Raw genomic sequence first — 16,298 nt, 5'->3', positions numbered from 1 at the left:
CATGATCTCGTCGACGGCTTCGAGACCGGCGCAGCGATCGCCGACAAGGGCTATGACGCCGACCATTTGCTTGAAAAGATCGCAGAAATAGGCGCCGACGTCGTCATCCCGCCCAAGCGCAATCGAAAACATCAGCGTCCCTACGACGCTGATCTCTACAANGAGCGCAACATCATCGAGCGTTTCTTCAACAAACTNAAACAGTTCCGCCGCGTCGCAACACGATACGACAAGTTGCTNGCCAACTTCATGGGCTTTGTCAAACTTGCCGCTATCGCTATCTGGCTCAGGTAGTTAAATCGTCACTACGCCCTAGCCCAAAGCGGCCATTGGACGTCTGTAGCTCGAGATTAATGCAGAAGCGAAGCTCGGCGCGATCAGCCCAGAGGGCGCATCTTCTGAATGAGATCGATGAGTAAGCGCAACGCGGTCGGGACCTGTCGACGGCCAGAGTAGTAAGCATGAAACCCGCCGCTTATTGCCGCCCAATCACTGAGCACCACCCTCAGCGCGCCCGCCTCTAGATGCGGGCGAAGTGCCGGCTCTGAGCCGTAGATGATGCCGACACCGCTGAGCCCCAAACCCACGGAGGAATGACTTGCATCGACGATCAGCGGACCAGGTGTCGCGATCGCGACCTTCTCTCCGCCGCGCTCAAATTCCCAATCGTAAAGCTCGTCGTTCCCCAACCGTATCCGGACACAACGATGATCCACTAAATCGTGCGGATTCAGGGGGGCACCATAGCGCTCGAGGTAGCGAGGGGAAGCGGCTGCGATCCAGCGAATGTCTGGCGAAAGGCGTTGGGCAATCATGTCCTCTGGCACCGTGCCTCCGTATCGGATGCCCGCATCGTAGCCGCCCCCTGTTACGTCAATCATGCGGTTGCTGACGCTGATTTCTAGCTCGACCTCGGGGTAGTGTTCGACGAACGCCGGCATCACCGGGTCCAGGAGCAGTGGCACAGCGTCTTCGAGGACATTAATTCTCACGCGGCCGGATGGTGAATCACGGAACCTGTTCAGGTTGTCCGCTGCTTCGCCAATGGCTGCCAAGGGGCCCTCGATCGAGGCCCTGAGTTCCTCGCCTGCGGCGGTGAGGCTGACACTCCGTGTCGTTCTGTTCAACAATCGGACGCCGCGTCGCGCCTCCAGTGCCGTGATGGCATGGCTCAAGGCCGAGGCCGTGACGCCCATCTCCAGCCCGGCGCGACGAAAGTTGCGATGCCTCGCGATCGCCAGGAAGTAGAGAAAATCAGCGATATCCGTCCGGCTTAGCTGCATGGCCCCGAATAGCATGGTGTTGAGTTCTGTTCATCAGCTCATTGCACGCCAGGGCACTAATCCGGATCATTCGAATGAGCTAGTTGTCACTCACCCGATGTGGCCGTGCCGGTTGGCCCCGAAGTGGTCGTGTCGACACAGCACTGAAAACGGCCGCTGAACACGGCCTCACAACTTGGAGGAGCACAACGTGCAAGGCACAGTCCTTTACGGCCCCGGCGACATCCGTTTCGAAGAGGTCCCCGAACCGAAGATACTCAAACCGACTGATGCGATCATCCGCATGGCAGCAAGCTGCGTTTGCGGTTCCGACCTATGGCCCTATCGTGGTCTTGACGGCGAAGCTTCACCGCAGGCCATGGGCCACGAGTATTGCGGTATCGTCGAAGATGTCGGCAGCACCGTTTCCTCAATCAAAAAGGGTCAGTTCGTCATCGGCTCGTTCTTTGCCTCCGACAACACCTGCCCGCACTGCAATCATGGCTACCAGTCGTCCTGTCAGCAGCGAGAATTCGTGGGTGGGGCGCAGGCTCCATATCTGCGCGTACCGCTCGCGGACGGCACTTTGGTCGCTACGCCCGAATTGCCGACCGAGGACATGATCCCGAGCCTGCTCGCGACCTCCGACGTCTTCGGCACGGGTTGGTTCGCCGCCGATGCTGCCGGCGTAAAGCCTGGCTCTACCGTCGTCGTCGTCGGCGATGGCGCGGTCGGGCAAATGGCGGTTTTGTCAGCCAGGCACTTTGGTGCGGAACGGATCATCGCGATGTCGAGCCACACCGCTCGCCAAGAGATGGCGCGGGATTACGGCGCCACTGACATCGTCGCCGAACGGGGTGACGAGGGTGTTGAACGGATCCTCGAAATGACCAGCGGCATCGGCGCCGATGCCGTTCTTGAATGCGTGGGTTCGGAAACCTCGATGTGGCAAGCCATCAAGTCGGCTCGCCCCGGCGGCAAGATCGGCTATGTCGGCGTGCCGCACGGCGTGTCGCTGGATGGCGCCGCGCTGTTCTTCGAACATGTGCACCTACATGGGGGGCCGGCCCCCGTGCGCCAGTACCTGCCCACGCTGATCGACCTGGTGTGGAACGGCAAGGCCAACCCCGGCAAGGTTTTCGATCAGACCCTGCCCCTGAGCCAGGTTGCGGAAGGTTACAGGGCCATGGACAGCCGTTCCGCAATTAAGACGCTGCTGCGTCCCTGAGTTCGATCGATCCCACACAGCAGGGCCATCGCGCAACTAGCACGTGGCCACAGACGGAGGCAGTCATGCCACACATCATAGTCAAGCTTGGTTCAGGCAGAGACGAGAGCAAAAAGGCGGAACTCGCTCAGGCTATCTCGGACACCGTTGTAGCCGTACTCGCATGCGAGACCAAAGTCGTCTCCATAGCGATCGACGATGTCGATCCAGCCGACTGGCCGGAGAAGGTGTTCGTCCCCCACATCGCCGGGAATTTGGCCCGTCTCTACAAAAAGCCTGGTTACGGCACGCTGTAGTTCAGGGACACCACTCATGTCGCAATGGAACTCTGACGACCTGGTTCGGATCGCAAACGCCGACGATCTTCATATCGCACCCCTTCGTGATGATGGGGTCACTTGCGGTACGCCCACTTGGATCTGGTCCGTAGTCGTCGACGGCGGCGTCTATGCGCGCGCCTATAACGGGACCGCTTCTCGTTGGCATCGGTCCGCCGTTGATCAGAAGGCGGGGCAGATCACGATCGCTGGCAGGACGCTCAACGTCGCCTTTGCGCCAGTCGACGGGCCGATCGGTTTGCAGATCGATGATGCCTATCGGACCAAATACACACGCAGCCCCTACCTCACACACATGATCGGCCCATCGGCCAGGGCCGCCACGATCAAGATCATCCCCGTCAGCTGAAAACGCTCAGGGCCAAAGAAACGATTTTGACTACCGCGCAGCTACTGCCTTCCCGGCCTTCGGTAGAAAACGTCAGGTCGCTGACGCGAGCATGGAGTACTGAAACGTGAATCCAGCGTACGACTTCAAGGGTCAGGTCGCGTTCGTGACAGGTGCGGCCAAGGGCATGGGCCTTGCTACTGCACGGCTGTTTGCCGAGAACGGCGCATCGGTCGTGCTGGCCGATCTCGATGGTGAGCTTGCTCATCGCGAAGCACAGCGGATCGTTGCAGCAGGCGGCACCGCGATTGGCGTGACTTGCGATGTCGCCGTCGAGGCGCAGGTCGCAACGGTTGTCGATCATGTTGTCGCCGAGTATGGCCGGCTCGACATGGCCTTCAACAACGCTGGCATTCAGGTGCCTCCATCCGATGCCGCCGATGAGCCGCTCGACAACTTCGAGCGCGTCACCGCCGTCAACCAACGCGGTGTGTGGGCCTGCATGAAGCACGAACTGCGGGTTATGCGCAGCCAAGGCTCCGGTGCGATTGTCAACTGCTCTTCGCTTGGCGGCTTGGTCGGTCTACCCCTACGCGCCGCCTATCACGGCACCAAGCATGCTGTTATCGGGATGACCCGAAGCGCTGGAGTCGAATACGCCCCCCGCGGCATCCGTATCAACGCGGTCTGCCCAGGCGTTATCGACACGCCGATGGTGCAGGAAATGCTGGACGGGCAGACCGACGCGATGGCTGGAATCATGAAGGAGCAGCCGATCGGCCGGCTCGGCCGCGCCGAAGAGGTTGCGGCAGCTGTGCTTTGGCTATGCAGTCCCGCATCGAGCTTCGTCATCGGAGTCGCGTTGCCGGTGGATGGTGGCTTCACGGCGCATTGACCTGTTGGTCCGCCCTGGGCTCGAAGCAGAACGTGGTGATCGTCCGCCTTTTGCCCAAACCCCTCATTGAGACCCGCGATACCTGAGGGCGTCCACCATTAGAGCGAATGCCGGAGATTGCTGTCGATAGTAGGATAGTAGAGGTGCTGACCTGGATAGGTTGGGCACCACTCGTCAAGCTTTTGCGTCAACTGGCCTGCATTCAAGTGGGGTCGAGCGACATGCTCGGGAATGAAGGCAAGACCACCGCCGGCTAAAGCGCCTTTAGAATGAAGTCTCCGCCGTTGGGCCCGCCTAGTGACCGCGATGCTCGGCAGGAGTTATGAAGCTCTGTGCCCGTTCCCCTCGAACGTGACTGCGAAGCCGATGTTGACGCGGGTCCGTCCGGCACCCCATCCGTGAATCTCCCCTAGTGGCGCAAAGTCGCCCTCGCTGTGCCGGCTCCGAACGTCGGCTTTCAGCCCGATCATACCGAAAGCGGACCTTGCACTTCCGGCCCAAAGCAGCCGCGCTGGAACCGTGGGTAGAAGATACTTCTCACTTGAATATTAGTCCTCCTGCCGGTCCTTCGGTTCGCCAGACCATACGAGATCATACGAAGGATATGGGTTGGCTAACCATCCGCTAAACCATTGATTTCCCTTTGAAAACTCACACCCTCCGGGCCCACCATAACCTTTTAATATCAATCAGTTATGGCCAACTTCGCTCTGAAGTGGGACAATTCGCTTTGTTCTGCGCAGGACTCAGTTCGATTGTTCTGGCATGAACATGATCCATGCGCGGGACAATCTATGGCTGGCTCTATCTTTTACCCTTGCTCCGGTTCGTCGATCGGGTTGCGCACAGCCATTCATAGCGCAGTTGTTTCAAGGCTGAAAAGACCACTGGACGATAGGGGCTGCGAAAGGCGGTAACGGCGTGCGATCGGGATGGTTAGGAGCGCTACATCGATAGGCCGCGGCTGTGAGTGAGCTGGTGTGAAAACAGCAACCGTGTCCCAATGGTCATTGGAACTGCGTTATCCTGACTTGGAAGAGGCTTCCGCCGAACCGTTATTTATGGCCGTCGTTCGTGCTGCGCCTGTTGAACGACGGCTTTGCGCCTGAAGTCGGCCGTTTTCCGGCGTGTTGGACTTTGTCCAAGAGCGGACGTCCGTGGAAAGCTATGCGTCGATGCCAGAAATGTCGTGCCCATCTCGCCCCCGATGAGGATAGCTCAGCGTTTTCCAAAGGGCGCAAGATCATGTTGGAGCTTTGTCGGAACTTTCATATGACGCTCCTAACGCTGTGCTGTAATCTTTGCTCTAAATATTCTCCCGCGTGTATACCTCGAACGGCAAGATGGCGGTCAAATTACCACCATCGTTCGGGGCGGCAACGGCGCGGACCATACCGGTCAGCGCTTCGAGCGCGATACGGGCGAGCGGGTGTGAGATGATGAAGGTCAGCGTGCCGTCGAGCAGCGCCGGACGGGTCGACGCCATCAACTCGTAGCCGACGACGACGATGCTGCCGGCGCGGCCGGTGGAGCGCAGGGCCGCGATAGTGCCGGTGATGCCGCCACCGGCGACATAGAGGCCGGACAGATCCGGATTTTCGTTCAGCAGCTTTTCGGTCATCTCCTGCGCGATGGCGCTCGATTCGAAGGTCAGCAGCGGCTCAAGCAGCGTGAAATCGGGGGCGTGCTCGCGGAAATAGGAGCGGAAGCCGCTCTCGTTCATTTCCTGGCAGCGATAGCGGTGATTGCCGACAAGGATGCCGAGCTTGCCGGGCGCTTTGCAGACATGCTCGAACACCCAGGCCGCGGTGCGGCCGACCTTCCAGCCGTCCAGCCCGATGTAATGAACCTGACCCGTCGCCGATATCTGCGAGATCAGCGCAAACACCGGCACGTTGCGAGCCTGCAGCGCATCGACCGCCTGGGTGACAAGCGGATGGACGGCGGCGACGACGCCGACGGCGTCGCATTCGGCGCCGAGCGCCAGCAGGCGCGCTCCGACATTCTGCGGCGACAGGTCGTCAAGAAACTCGATTCGCAGCTCAATCTCGCAGTCGGGCATGGTCGGCGCCACCGCGCGCAGCGCCTCGGCGACGTTGCGGTAGAAGGCGCGGCCGGGCTGGTGCAGCAGGAAGCCAAAGCGGTAGTGCGGCCTTGCGGCCGCTATGCGGCTGCGCAGCGCGCCCGTGCCGTAGAAGCCGATCTGCTCGGCCGCCAGCCTGACGCGCTCGCGCGTGCCTTGGCGGACGGCGCCGGTGCCGCTCAGCACCCGGTTGACGGTGGCCACCGAAACATTCGCCTCGGCGGCCACATCCCTGATCGTCGGTCGCTTGTTCTGATCCATTTCGTCTCATCCGCCTGTGGAAAATTGATACGAAGATATCAATTTATCATGCCAGATTGATATGAATGACACAATCAGTTTGGAACAAACATTCTATTCTTGATTCATTTTGGATCAAGATGTTTATCTCGTCAAAAGCAAGCAAGGCGGATGCACCGCCAGCCCAAAGGATAGCAGCAGCACAGCGCAGACGGGTTTTTGCCCCCCGCCCTCTGGCGGAGTGAGGCGGCGTGCGGGTGCGGCCCGTCCCAAGGCGCTGCAGGTGCGGCATTGCGGGTGGAGGATTGCATGGACGATCTCAAATACGGCGTGCGCGACAAGCGCGGCGACTGGAAGCCGAACGGATGCATCGAGGGAGCGCCGTTGTGGAACTGGCCACCGAGGCTGCCGAAGATTCTGGCGTGGCTGCCCGGCTATATCTGGCCGTGGAATGCGTTCCACATGGCGACCGCGCTGCTCTACTGGTTCTATATCGTCCCGAGCGTCGAGACGATGAAGACCATCGGCTGGGGCTGGGCGCTGTGGCTCTACGCCGTCAACGCGGCGGCGATCCTCGTCTTCTACGGCATCTTCGAGCTGCGCTATTACATCAAGCGAACCCAGGCGACGCGGTTCAAGTACAACCACAAATTCCCAAGCGACGCGCCCTCAGACGTGTTCTGGTTCCAGAGCCAGAACATCGACAACTTCCTGCGCTCGTTCTTCATCACCATCCCGTTGTGGACCGTGGTCGAAGTCGTTTTCCTCTGGTGCTTTGCCAATGGTTACGTGCCGTGGATCGGCTGGTCTGATCACCCGGTCTACCTCGCTGCCCTGGTGCTGGTCGCGCCGGCCATCCACGAGGTGCATTTCTTCTTCATCCACCGCCTGATCCACTGGGGGCCGCTCTATCGCTGGATCCATTCGGTCCACCACAATTCGATCAACCCGTCGCCGTGGTCGTCGCTGTCGATGCATCCGGTGGAGGGGTTCCTCTATCACGCGGTCGCCTTCTGGCATTTGGTCATCCCTTCCAATCCGATCGTCGCGCTATTCCAGCTGCATGTAGCCGGCTTCGGCGCCGTCAATGGCCATCTCGGCTTTGATAAGCTGGAGGTGACCGAGGACACAGCGGTCGAGAGCCACGCTTACGCACACTACCTGCATCACAAATATTTTGAGGTGAACTACGGCGGCGACGGTCTGATCCCGCTCGATCGATGGTTCGGTACCTTGCACGACGGCACCAAGCAAGGCGACGCCATGATGGACGCCCGCTTCCAGAAAAAGAAGGAACGTATGAACGCCAAGGCCGCGGCGAACCATTGATCAAGCGACGCAACGCGCAACGGGAGAGGTGCGCGCCTGCGGATGAATTCGATTTTTTCTAAACCCGTCTGACGACGGCAACCGGGAGGAAATGAAATGAAAACGATCACGAAACTGTTGACGGCGATCATGCTTGCGGGCGTGGCGGCGACATCGGCCACGGCAGCCATGGCCGATGGCGCGAAGATCTTCGTCATCGGCGGCAAGGCGGACGACCCGTTCTGGTCGAAGGTCAAGAAGGGTGCGGACGACGCCGGCAAGGTCGCCGAACTGACCGGCGGCTCGGTGACCTGGCTCGGCCCGCAGAACTACGACAATCTCGGCCCGGACGCCGCCAAGCTGATCCGCACCGCGCTCAGCCAGAAGCCGAGCGCCATCGTCGGGCCGGACTGGGTGCCCGAGGCCATGGATGACGCCTTCAAGGAAGTCGTCGCCGCCGGTGTGCCGCTCATCATCTACAATTCCGGCGGCATGGACGCAGCCAAGCGGCTCGGCGCCATGAACTATGTCGGCAACGAAGAATACGTGGCCGGTCTCGGCGGGGGCACCTATTTCGGCAGCCACGGCGCCAAGAATGTATTATGCGTCAACACCTTGCCAGGCTCCACCAACACGGAAGACCGCTGCAAGGGCATAGCTGACGCCATCGCCAAGAGCGGCGGCAAATCCACCCAGCTGCCGCTGCCTTCATCCAGCTTCGGCAACCCGACCGCGGTCGCCGAGGCGATCAAGGCCGCTGTGCTGAAAGACAACACCCTCGACGGCCTTATCACCATCAGCGCCGGCGACGCCAACAGTGCGGCCAACGCCATCAGCCAGGCCAATCTTGGCGACAAGGTCAAGCTCGCTTCCTTCGACATGGACGAAACCGGCCTGCAGCGTATCAAGGACGGCACGCAGATGTTCTCGATCGACCAGCAGCCTTACCTGCAGGGCTATCTCGCGGTGTCGCTGCTCAACGGCTTCGTCAACTATGGGCTCGACCTGCCCACGAAGCCGGTGCTGACCGGACCGGGGATCGTCGATGCCGCCAACGTCGGCGCGACGATGGGTGGTGCGGCGGCCGGCGCCCGATAGCTCGCTCGGAGTGTCCGGCCCCTCCGTGGGCCGGACATCATCAGCCCCGCGCCGCCGCCGAAAGGTCGCGCCAGGCTCCCTATTATTCAAGCCAGGGACACTTCGATGACATCCCAAGCCCATCACCAACCTTCCGTGGCGACGGCTGCGCCGTTCGTTCCGCGCTCTTCGATGCCCTCCGTCGGCAGCCTCGTGCGTCGCCCGGAAGTCGGCTCGCTGATCGGCATGATCGCAGTCCTGATCTTCTTCTCAATCTTCGGCGGCGCCAATTTCCTGTCGGCCGGCGGCGCCGCGAGTTGGCTCAACGTCGCCTCGGAACTCGGCATCATCGCGCTTCCCATCGGGTTGCTGATGATCGCCGGGCATCTCGATCTCTCCGTCGGCTCGATGATCCCCGCCAGCTCGATGACCGTCGCCATCATCTCGGGCCACTATGATCTGCCGATCATCGTCGGCATTCTCGCGTCGCTCGGCCTTGGCCTGGCCGTCGGCTTCATCAACGGCGTCCTGGTCATCCGCACCAAGGTGCCGTCCTTTGTCGTCACCCTTGCAACGCTGTTCGCGTTGGCTGGCCTGACACTCGGCCTCTCGGTCATCCTGTCCGGCAGCACCAGCGTCGCGCTGAAGAGTGGCTCCACCGCCAAGCTGCTGTTCGGCGATTATCTCGGCGGCAAGTTCGAGGTGACGCTGTTCTGGTGGATAGCGGCCATCCTCATCGTCGGCTTCATCCTGAACTTCTCGCGCTTCGGCAACTGGATCCTGGCCATGGGCGGTGACGCGGTGAGCGCCCGCAATGCCGGCATCCCGACCGACCGGGTGACCATCGCGCTGTTCATGAGCAGCGGCCTGTGCGCCTCCTTCGTCGGCATGTCGCAGGCCATCCTCTACAACAGTGCCCAGGTGGCCGCCGGCCAGTCCTTCATCTTCAACTCGATCATCGCGGTGGTCATCGGCGGCGTGCTGCTGACAGGCGGCTACGGATCGGTGGTCGGCATCGTGCTGGGCACGCTGACCTTCTCCATCGTCAACCAGGGCATTTTCTACACCGGCTTCGACGCCAACTGGGCTAGCCTGATCATCGGCGTCCTGCTGCTGGCGGCCGTGCTGATGAACAACACCTTCCGCACCATGGCGCTGACCTATGCGCCGCGCACCAAATCGAGGGTTCGCTCATGACCACGCCCCTGCTCAGGCTGACCGGGATCAACAAGTCGTTCGGTCCGATCGACGTGCTCCACGACATTTCGCTGGAGGTCAACAGAGGCGAGGTGTTGTGCCTGCTCGGCGACAATGGCGCCGGCAAGTCGACGCTGATCAAGATCCTCTCCGGTGTCCACAAACCGACATCGGGCACAATGGACATGGATGGCAAATCCGTCGCCTTCGACAGCCCGCGCGACGCCAGCGACCATGGCATCGCGACCGTCCACCAGTTCGGCGGGACGTTCCCGCTGATGAGCATCGGCCGTTCCTTCTTCGTCGGCGCCGAGCCGACGCGGCGCTGGGGACCGCTCACCATCTACGACCGCAAGCGGGCCAACGAGATCGCCGTCACCGAGATGCGCCAGCTCGGCATCACCCGCATAGACGACGGTGATCGCCTCGTCGGCGGACTATCCGGTGGTGAGCGTCAGGCGCTGGCGATCGCGCGCGCCGTGCATTTCGGCGCCAGCGTGCTGATCCTCGACGAGCCGACCGCGGCACTCGGTGTCAAGGAGGCGGCGCATGTCCTGCGCATCGTCCTGCAAGCGCGCCGCAAGGGCATCGCGGTCATCTTCATCACCCACAATGTCGTCCACGCGCTGACCGTGGGCGACCACTTCGCCGTCCTCATCAGAGGTTCCAAGGCCGCCGACTTCCGCAAGGGTGAGAAAAGCCGCGAGGCCATTACCGACCTGATGGCGGGCGGCGAGCAGATGGCCGAGCTCGAAGCCGAGATCGAGAGTTTCTCGGCGGCTGACAACGGCCATGCGCCGCGGGGCGCGAGCCATGCGTGACCAGTGAAGACGCCCATCTCCTCCCGGGCATCTTCCTGTACGGCCGGCGGAATGCGTGGTCCGCCGGCCGCCTTTTTCAACCAACCAAAGAACAGACGGCAGAGTGACAATGGCAAAATGGATCAAAGCGTGCGCGACCGATGACATCGATGAAGAGGACGTCATCCGCTTCGATCACGAGGGCCGGACATTCGCCATCTACCGCAGCCCCGACGATGAGTTCTTCTGCACCGACGGGCTGTGCACGCATGAGAAGGTGCATCTCAGCGACGGGTTGGTTATGGAACACAGGATCGAATGCCCGAAGCACAACGGCGTGTTCGACTACCGGACCGGCGAAGCGTTGCGCGCACCGGTCTGCGTGAACCTGAAAACCTACACCACGAAGGTCGAGGACGGCCGCGTGTACATCGAGGTCTGACATGTCCGATACCTTTACGCTTGCGGCTTGCGCCGAGATGCTCTGGCGCGACCGGCCGATGAAATGGCGCGTCAAGCGCCTCACCGAAATGGGTTTTCAGGTCGGCCTCTGGAACTGGCCCGAGCACGATCTCGCAATGCTGGAAAGATCCGGCGCGACCTTCTCGATCATGAACGGTTATTTGCGCGGCCGGCTGGTCGATGACGAAGGTGCTGCCGAACTGTTGAAGACGGCGAAGGAGACCGCGGCGGTCGGCAAGCGCCTTGGCGTCGCGCGGCTCAACCTGCACGGCACCGGGCTGGGCGAAGGCGGCCTGCCGGTCACGCCCTGCGAGACCGTCACCGGCGCGATGTGGCTCAAGGCGCGCGACACGCTGAACCGCATCGCTGACCTCGCCGAGGTTGAAGGCGTGACCTTCACGCTGGAGAATTTGAACCTTCCGGTCGACCATCCCGGCGTGCCGTTTGCACGCGCCGAAGACACGCTTGCGCTGGTATCGAGCGTCAACCGGCCGGGCCTGCGCCTCAACCTCGACCTCTACCATGCGCAGATCGGCGAAGGGAACCTGATCGAACTGTGCCGCGCCTGCCTGCCATGGATCGGCGAGATCCAGGTGGCCGATGTGCCCGGACGCATGGAGCCCGGCAGCGGCGAGATCAATTACCGGGGCATCGCCCGTGCGCTGAAGGACATGGGCTATCGCGGGCCGGTGGGCATGGAGGCGTTCGCCTCCGGCGACCCCGAGGCAGCACTGCTGGCCTTCCGCGAAGCTTTCACCGTCTAAGGAACGAAAATGGTCGCCAAGAGCACTCGCCCAACCGTCGCCGATATCCGCGCCATGAAAAGTCGCGGCCAAAAGATTTCCATGCTCTACGTCACCTCGCTCGAAGAGGCGGCGGCGGCGGATGCGGCCGGCGTCGACATGCTGTCGATCGAGAGCCGTTTCTTCTCGCCCGAGATGCGCGAGGCGGCTGGCCGCTGCTTCGTGCAGGTCGGGCTTCCCTATGGCCCCGCCGGCAATCTGGTCACGGCGGAGGACTATCTGAAAACCGCCTACCACTTCATGCGCATCGGCGGCGACTGCTTCTACTGTGCCGCCTCGCTCGATATCCAGAAGACGCTCTGCGACAACGCCGTGCCTGTCGTTGCCCATGTTGGCCTGATCCCCTCGCAATGCACCTGGACCGGCGGTTTCAAGGCTGTCGGCAGGACGGCCGAGAGCGCGCGTGCGGTGTGGGACCACGTCAAGCGGCTGGAAGCCATCGGCTGCTTCGGCGCCGAGCTGGAAGTGGTGCCTGACCGCGTTGCCGAACTGATTACTGGGAATACGCCGATGATCATGCTTGGGATGGGCGCCGGACCGCATGCCGATGCGCAGTATCTGTTCAGCGAGGACGTGCTCGGCCACACATCAGGCCACAAGCCGCGCCATGCAAAGACCTACCGCAACTTCGCCGCCGAATATGAGCGGCTGCAGCACGAGCGCATCGCCGCCTATCGCGAATTCATCGCCGACGTCCAGACCGGCGCCTATCCCGAGCCACAGCACGTGGTTCAGATCACTGATGACGAGTTCTCCACCTTCAGGACCGCTCTCAGGCTTTAGGAAGCCAAGATACTCAACAGGCCGCGAGATTCTCTTGAAGGTCAGCTATCTCCGCTACGGCCACAAAAGCGGACGATCTGTTTTCAGCCCCATTCACGAAATCAGCAGCTCGGCGTAGATGCCCGTCCCTGGCGTTATCATCACCTTCAGGCAGCACAGTAGAAGCTTCTTGCCAGCCATCGGGACACCTTTGAGCGAGGTGCATTTGGTCGACTGGGCGTAGCAATCTCTTGGATGGGACAAAAAGATTGAAAAGCATTGGAACAGATTTGAATGCCGGATGGTCCCACCGGATTCTAACTTGTTGATTGTGTTCGTTTTCCAAGCGTCCTCCGGGCCCACGATGACCTTTGATTTTGTTGCCGAAAATTGCGGTCGGCCCAAAACGTTTGGGCCCGTCATGGGCTCCGGATTCGACGCCCGGGAGTCCATCCCGGCATTCCGACCAACAGGGCCAGCTTGCGTGCGGCTACTGAACGCGTGCGAAACGGTCGTGGCCTCAGCACTCCCGTCAGGTGTCCTTAAACTTGGCTTGTGGCGGCTGGGGTTGAACCTCTTCAACCGTGGGACGCCGCCGCCGCTATAGACCATCATTAGGTCAATCGACCTGCAGTAGCCGACGTTGCCGCAACTGCATTCCGCCTCCAAATGCATTTTGTGCCGGGTTGTTTCCCCTGTGTGGGCCTGGCTAGAGTCGGACATCACCTCACCTGACAAGTTCATCCATAAGCTCATCGCCGACGCCAAAGCTGATCGGCCGACTTAAAGCGTGAGGCTGTTGCAAGATACCCCATGATCTAATCGGAAAGCCTGTCGCATCTCAGGCCATCTGGACCCGCGCGCTCGGCTTCCCTTTTCCACAAATGATGACGGCCTCTGGCAAGCAGTTCTCTTGAACGCTGAAGATTGCGCCGTGTCCTTTCAATGGGATCGCCGCGAGCGCGCGTGGCGGGATACTCTCCTTCGGACTCATTGCCTGTGCAGGTCCGGCAGGTCTCAAGCAGAACTCGGATCATTGTCTCGTCTGCCCCGGTGCCGGAGAAGATTCTTACGAGGTTGCGCGCTTGCTTGTCCCATTCGGATTCAGGGATGCCGCTCTCGACGATCATGGCTTTGAGCGCGTTTTTGATCACATCAAAATCAAAGGCGGAGATCACGGGGCGACTATGTCTCATTGGCTTCTTCCTCTGGGTCCGACCTATAGCCAAAGAGTCGCGTAGGAGGCACCAGCGCTACCTTCTAACGCGTCGCCCATTCGGCGCATTAACCTGCGTTAATGGCAATTAACACTCCGTCACCTTCTGCTCGGGACTAGGAGCAGCGAGTTCGAAATCTTAGCTACAGTGGCACCTGCCGGAGAGTGGGGCGACCGACGCCGGTTGGGGGGCGGGGGAAACGCCGGTCGCCTTCAAGAAAGGGAACCATGGATTCAGCAAACTGCGTTGCGATTGGTCCTCAGACAAGAGGAGGCGATTCGCACAGGAATAGCAATTGGCCCGAAATACCTCCGTCCGGTCTTAGAGCGGCAGAGCATCACAATTCTGAGTTATTCAGCCACGAGATGGGCCATCGTCATGCATGCGACGGACCGCGCGATATGATCCCCCGTAACCGCCTCCAATGCAAAGCAGCCAGCAGCCACACAGGCGCCAGCGACGCCGCAGATGAAGACCATGTGTCGCTCGCCAGCCATTCGATGTCGTCTGAGGCGGGCGGCAACCACCTCTTGAGCGCGTGATCCGCAGCAGCCTCGTTTACGAGTTTACTGGGCACGAGCGCGTTGGCCCACCTTGGGGATTGAGTCATTCAGGAACCAGAGCGAGGAACAAACGCCAATCCTTTTGGTTCGGTTACGATGGCACTCTATTACTTCGATCTAGATGATAACGGGGCAATCTTCCCTGACGATGAGGGAACAGAATGCCCCGACCTCGACGCGGTCAAATATGAAGCAATCAAAGCCTTGGCAGAGATGACTAACGACGCTCTTCCGGATGGCGACCATCACAGAATGGCGATTGTCGTGCGAGATGAGGGCGGCGACTTGGTGTTTCGAGCGAGCATTGTTTTCAATGTTGAGGCGCAACGTTCGTCGTTTGCTTCGCGATCCTCGCCGGACAGCCACATCTAGGTGCTATCCACCCGCTTGCGATGGTCGCTTTTATGAAAATCAACTCACTTTGGCGGTCCTAACTGGGGCGAGAGGCGAAAGCCGTAGAAGGTCAGACAAAGGGCGCCGGAACCGCAGCCGTTGGCTTTGCGAACTTCTCACGCCGTGTAGCAGGCGCGCTCGCCGAACGGTGCCGGGAACATTAGCGCCCTATTGAAGTTCGGCAGGTAACACTCAATCTGGTCACCAAATTTGGCACATGTCCCTTCCCCGAACATTTTGGTCCGCAAGCTCCAGAACATTTCTGATCTCACGAAGTCAGACATCGCCGTTTTGGAGAGCATCCAATTCCAGATACGGGACTATCAGGTCGATCAGGACATTGCGCGCGAGGGTGATCGTCCCACCCATTCATTTGTGGTCTTGGACGGTGTGGTGGGGTCCACCAAGCTTACGGGCGAGGGCAAGCGGCAGGTCTCTTCATTCTTTGTTCCGGGAGACATTCCCGATCTCCATGGATTGCATCTTTCGGTTTTGGATTGCACGTTCTCACCTCTCACGCGCGTCAGCGTGGGCATCATGCGGCACGATGCCTTGCGAGCCATTTGCGACCAACATCCTTCCGTAGCGACGGTGTTTTGGCGCTCGACTCTGATCGACGCAGCGATCTATCGAGAGTGGGTCACCAACGTTGGAAGGCGCGACGCCTATGCTCGGATGGCGCACATCCTGTGCGAACTCATCGTCCGGCTTCGCTCCATGGAACTCATCAAGGATCATGTGGCGGAGCTTCCGATCACGCAGGCAGAACTTGCCGATGCGTTGGGTTTATCCACCGTGCACGTGAACCGCACGCTGCAGGAACTTCGACGCAACGGATTGATATCCACCGAGAGCTCGCGATTTCACGCCGTTGATTGGGCCGGGCTCATTCGGGCAGGAGATTTCGACACCACCTACCTGCACCAAAAGAACGCGAGAACGTTGTGAGGCGGGCTCGATGGCGAGATATTTCTTTGACACCGGCGACAGCAATGCGGTCATCAAAGATGAGGTAGGCATCGAATGCGATGGGATCGTGGCAGCACGTCGTGAGGCCATGGAAGGCCTGATCGACTTGGCCAGAGAATCCCTGAAGGATCTCGACGGCCAGCAATTGTTCATTCAGGTCCGGGATGAGAAGGGCAAAAAACTGGCGAGGCTGAGCCTTTCCCTTCAAATGCAGCCAAATGCAGCCGAGGACGGATGATCTAACCGATCCGGGTGTTACCGCCGGCATGATTCAAGGAGTTTTCTGTACTGGCCTGGTGGTCCGTAATCCAATCATGGAGACTGCGAGAGAAGGTTCGCGGCACAATGAGGTCGCATGCGGTCTCGCCGGTAC

The 16,298-nt window shown here is 60.5% G+C and carries 18 protein-coding genes; 15 read left to right on the top strand and 3 right to left on the bottom strand.

Translation table 11 applies throughout. The features are described from left to right. A partial coding sequence (locus M653_RS0130300; protein WP_027146666.1) for an IS5 family transposase occupies nt 1–294 on the top strand: 294 nt, incomplete at its 5' end. An 83-nt stretch (nt 295–377) separates the two neighbouring features. Here M653_RS0130300 and M653_RS0130295 read toward each other — a convergent pair. Next, nucleotides 378–1,298 carry a LysR family transcriptional regulator gene (locus M653_RS0130295; protein WP_245262406.1) on the bottom strand — a complete coding sequence of 307 codons (921 nt, stop codon included), beginning with the start codon at nt 1,296–1,298 and terminating at the stop codon, nt 378–380. A 175-nt stretch (nt 1,299–1,473) separates the two neighbouring features. On the opposite strand from M653_RS0130295, the gene M653_RS0130290 reads away from it, so the two are divergent. The 4 genes from M653_RS0130290 to M653_RS0130275 all read left to right on the top strand — a co-directional run bounded on the left by M653_RS0130290 (nt 1,474) and on the right by M653_RS0130275 (nt 4,051). Beyond that, entirely contained in the window at nt 1,474–2,490 is a 1,017-nt protein-coding gene (locus M653_RS0130290) for a zinc-dependent alcohol dehydrogenase family protein (protein WP_027146664.1), read from the top strand. Between the two features lie 65 nt (nt 2,491–2,555). Continuing rightward, nucleotides 2,556–2,786 carry a tautomerase family protein gene (locus M653_RS0130285; protein ID WP_027146663.1) on the top strand — a complete coding sequence of 77 codons (231 nt, stop codon included), beginning with the start codon at nt 2,556–2,558 and terminating at the stop codon, nt 2,784–2,786. A gap of 16 nt (nt 2,787–2,802) precedes the next feature. Continuing rightward, entirely contained in the window at nt 2,803–3,177 is a 375-nt protein-coding gene (locus M653_RS0130280; RefSeq protein WP_027146662.1) for a DUF2255 family protein, read from the top strand. 106 nt (nt 3,178–3,283) lie between these two features. Beyond that, nucleotides 3,284–4,051: an SDR family oxidoreductase gene (locus M653_RS0130275; RefSeq protein ID WP_027146661.1), complete on the top strand. Its 768-nt coding sequence runs from the start codon at nt 3,284–3,286 to the stop codon at nt 4,049–4,051. Between the two features lie 1,306 nt (nt 4,052–5,357). Here M653_RS0130275 and M653_RS0130265 read toward each other — a convergent pair. Next, complete coding sequence (locus tag M653_RS0130265; RefSeq protein ID WP_027146660.1) at nt 5,358–6,395, bottom strand: LacI family DNA-binding transcriptional regulator; 1,038 nt, start codon at nt 6,393–6,395, stop codon at nt 5,358–5,360. Between the two features lie 288 nt (nt 6,396–6,683). Between M653_RS0130265 and M653_RS0130260 the strand changes: the two genes are divergently transcribed. The 7 genes from M653_RS0130260 (at nt 6,684) to M653_RS0130230 (ending at nt 12,804) form a co-directional block, all read left to right on the top strand. Beyond that, a complete protein-coding gene (locus tag M653_RS0130260; RefSeq protein ID WP_027146659.1) occupies nt 6,684–7,703 on the top strand; it encodes a sterol desaturase family protein in 1,020 nt (339 codons plus the stop codon). A 96-nt stretch (nt 7,704–7,799) separates the two neighbouring features. Then, nucleotides 7,800–8,780, top strand: coding sequence for a sugar ABC transporter substrate-binding protein (locus tag M653_RS0130255; RefSeq protein ID WP_027146658.1), 981 nt, complete (start codon nt 7,800–7,802; stop codon nt 8,778–8,780). A gap of 171 nt (nt 8,781–8,951) precedes the next feature. Continuing rightward, the gene (locus M653_RS0130250) at nt 8,952–9,956 is read left to right on the top strand and encodes an ABC transporter permease (protein WP_027146657.1); all 1,005 of its coding nucleotides are present in this window, start codon (nt 8,952–8,954) and stop codon (nt 9,954–9,956) included. Continuing rightward, nucleotides 9,953–10,777 carry an ATP-binding cassette domain-containing protein gene (locus M653_RS0130245; protein WP_027146656.1) on the top strand — a complete coding sequence of 275 codons (825 nt, stop codon included), beginning with the start codon at nt 9,953–9,955 and terminating at the stop codon, nt 10,775–10,777. The genes M653_RS0130250 and M653_RS0130245 overlap by 4 nt, the downstream gene beginning before the upstream one ends. 109 nt (nt 10,778–10,886) lie before the next feature. After that, nucleotides 10,887–11,198: a MocE family 2Fe-2S type ferredoxin gene (locus tag M653_RS0130240; RefSeq protein WP_027146655.1), complete on the top strand. Its 312-nt coding sequence runs from the start codon at nt 10,887–10,889 to the stop codon at nt 11,196–11,198. 1 nt (nt 11,199) lies between these two features. Then, the gene (locus M653_RS0130235) at nt 11,200–11,982 is read left to right on the top strand and encodes a hydroxypyruvate isomerase family protein (protein ID WP_027146654.1); all 783 of its coding nucleotides are present in this window, start codon (nt 11,200–11,202) and stop codon (nt 11,980–11,982) included. A 9-nt stretch (nt 11,983–11,991) separates the two neighbouring features. Beyond that, nucleotides 11,992–12,804 carry a 3-methyl-2-oxobutanoate hydroxymethyltransferase gene (locus M653_RS0130230; protein ID WP_027146653.1) on the top strand — a complete coding sequence of 271 codons (813 nt, stop codon included), beginning with the start codon at nt 11,992–11,994 and terminating at the stop codon, nt 12,802–12,804. Between the two features lie 797 nt (nt 12,805–13,601). Here the strand turns inward: M653_RS0130230 and M653_RS0130220 are convergent. After that, nucleotides 13,602–13,979 carry a hypothetical protein gene (locus tag M653_RS0130220; protein WP_156938325.1) on the bottom strand — a complete coding sequence of 126 codons (378 nt, stop codon included), beginning with the start codon at nt 13,977–13,979 and terminating at the stop codon, nt 13,602–13,604. A 680-nt stretch (nt 13,980–14,659) separates the two neighbouring features. Here M653_RS0130220 and M653_RS01000000134015 point away from each other — a divergent pair. The 3 genes from M653_RS01000000134015 to M653_RS0130205 all read left to right on the top strand — a co-directional run bounded on the left by M653_RS01000000134015 (nt 14,660) and on the right by M653_RS0130205 (nt 16,163). Beyond that, the gene (locus tag M653_RS01000000134015) at nt 14,660–14,935 is read left to right on the top strand and encodes a hypothetical protein (RefSeq protein WP_051442882.1); all 276 of its coding nucleotides are present in this window, start codon (nt 14,660–14,662) and stop codon (nt 14,933–14,935) included. 258 nt (nt 14,936–15,193) lie between these two features. Next, nucleotides 15,194–15,904: a Crp/Fnr family transcriptional regulator gene (locus tag M653_RS0130210; RefSeq protein WP_245262405.1), complete on the top strand. Its 711-nt coding sequence runs from the start codon at nt 15,194–15,196 to the stop codon at nt 15,902–15,904. Between the two features lie 10 nt (nt 15,905–15,914). Continuing rightward, a complete protein-coding gene (locus tag M653_RS0130205) occupies nt 15,915–16,163 on the top strand; it encodes a hypothetical protein (RefSeq protein WP_027146650.1) in 249 nt (82 codons plus the stop codon). The last annotated feature ends 135 nt before the right edge of the window (nt 16,164–16,298 follow it).

Source organism: Mesorhizobium sp. WSM3626, from assembly GCF_000513935.1.
Classification (GTDB): Bacteria; Pseudomonadota; Alphaproteobacteria; order Rhizobiales; family Rhizobiaceae; genus Mesorhizobium; species Mesorhizobium salmacidum.
Note: the sequence above shows the minus strand (reverse complement) of the source record. Positions and strands in the feature narration are given on the sequence as shown.

What these genes read in the sequence shown, in the direction of transcription:
- M653_RS0130295 (WP_245262406.1), bottom strand. Translation starts at nt 1,298, where the DNA reads ATGCTATTCGGGGCCATGCAGCTAAGCCGGACGGATATCGCTGATTTT.
- M653_RS0130285 (WP_027146663.1), top strand. Translation starts at nt 2,556, where the DNA reads ATGCCACACATCATAGTCAAGCTTGGTTCAGGCAGAGACGAGAGCAAA.
- M653_RS0130280 (WP_027146662.1), top strand. Translation starts at nt 2,803, where the DNA reads ATGTCGCAATGGAACTCTGACGACCTGGTTCGGATCGCAAACGCCGAC.
- M653_RS0130265 (WP_027146660.1), bottom strand. Translation starts at nt 6,395, where the DNA reads ATGGATCAGAACAAGCGACCGACGATCAGGGATGTGGCCGCCGAGGCG.
- M653_RS0130260 (WP_027146659.1), top strand. Translation starts at nt 6,684, where the DNA reads ATGGACGATCTCAAATACGGCGTGCGCGACAAGCGCGGCGACTGGAAG.
- M653_RS0130255 (WP_027146658.1), top strand. Translation starts at nt 7,800, where the DNA reads ATGAAAACGATCACGAAACTGTTGACGGCGATCATGCTTGCGGGCGTG.
- M653_RS0130250 (WP_027146657.1), top strand. Translation starts at nt 8,952, where the DNA reads ATGCCCTCCGTCGGCAGCCTCGTGCGTCGCCCGGAAGTCGGCTCGCTG.
- M653_RS0130245 (WP_027146656.1), top strand. Translation starts at nt 9,953, where the DNA reads ATGACCACGCCCCTGCTCAGGCTGACCGGGATCAACAAGTCGTTCGGT.
- M653_RS0130240 (WP_027146655.1), top strand. Translation starts at nt 10,887, where the DNA reads ATGGCAAAATGGATCAAAGCGTGCGCGACCGATGACATCGATGAAGAG.
- M653_RS0130235 (WP_027146654.1), top strand. Translation starts at nt 11,200, where the DNA reads ATGTCCGATACCTTTACGCTTGCGGCTTGCGCCGAGATGCTCTGGCGC.
- M653_RS0130230 (WP_027146653.1), top strand. Translation starts at nt 11,992, where the DNA reads ATGGTCGCCAAGAGCACTCGCCCAACCGTCGCCGATATCCGCGCCATG.
- M653_RS0130220 (WP_156938325.1), bottom strand. Translation starts at nt 13,979, where the DNA reads ATGAGACATAGTCGCCCCGTGATCTCCGCCTTTGATTTTGATGTGATC.
- M653_RS01000000134015 (WP_051442882.1), top strand. Translation starts at nt 14,660, where the DNA reads ATGGCACTCTATTACTTCGATCTAGATGATAACGGGGCAATCTTCCCT.
- M653_RS0130205 (WP_027146650.1), top strand. Translation starts at nt 15,915, where the DNA reads ATGGCGAGATATTTCTTTGACACCGGCGACAGCAATGCGGTCATCAAA.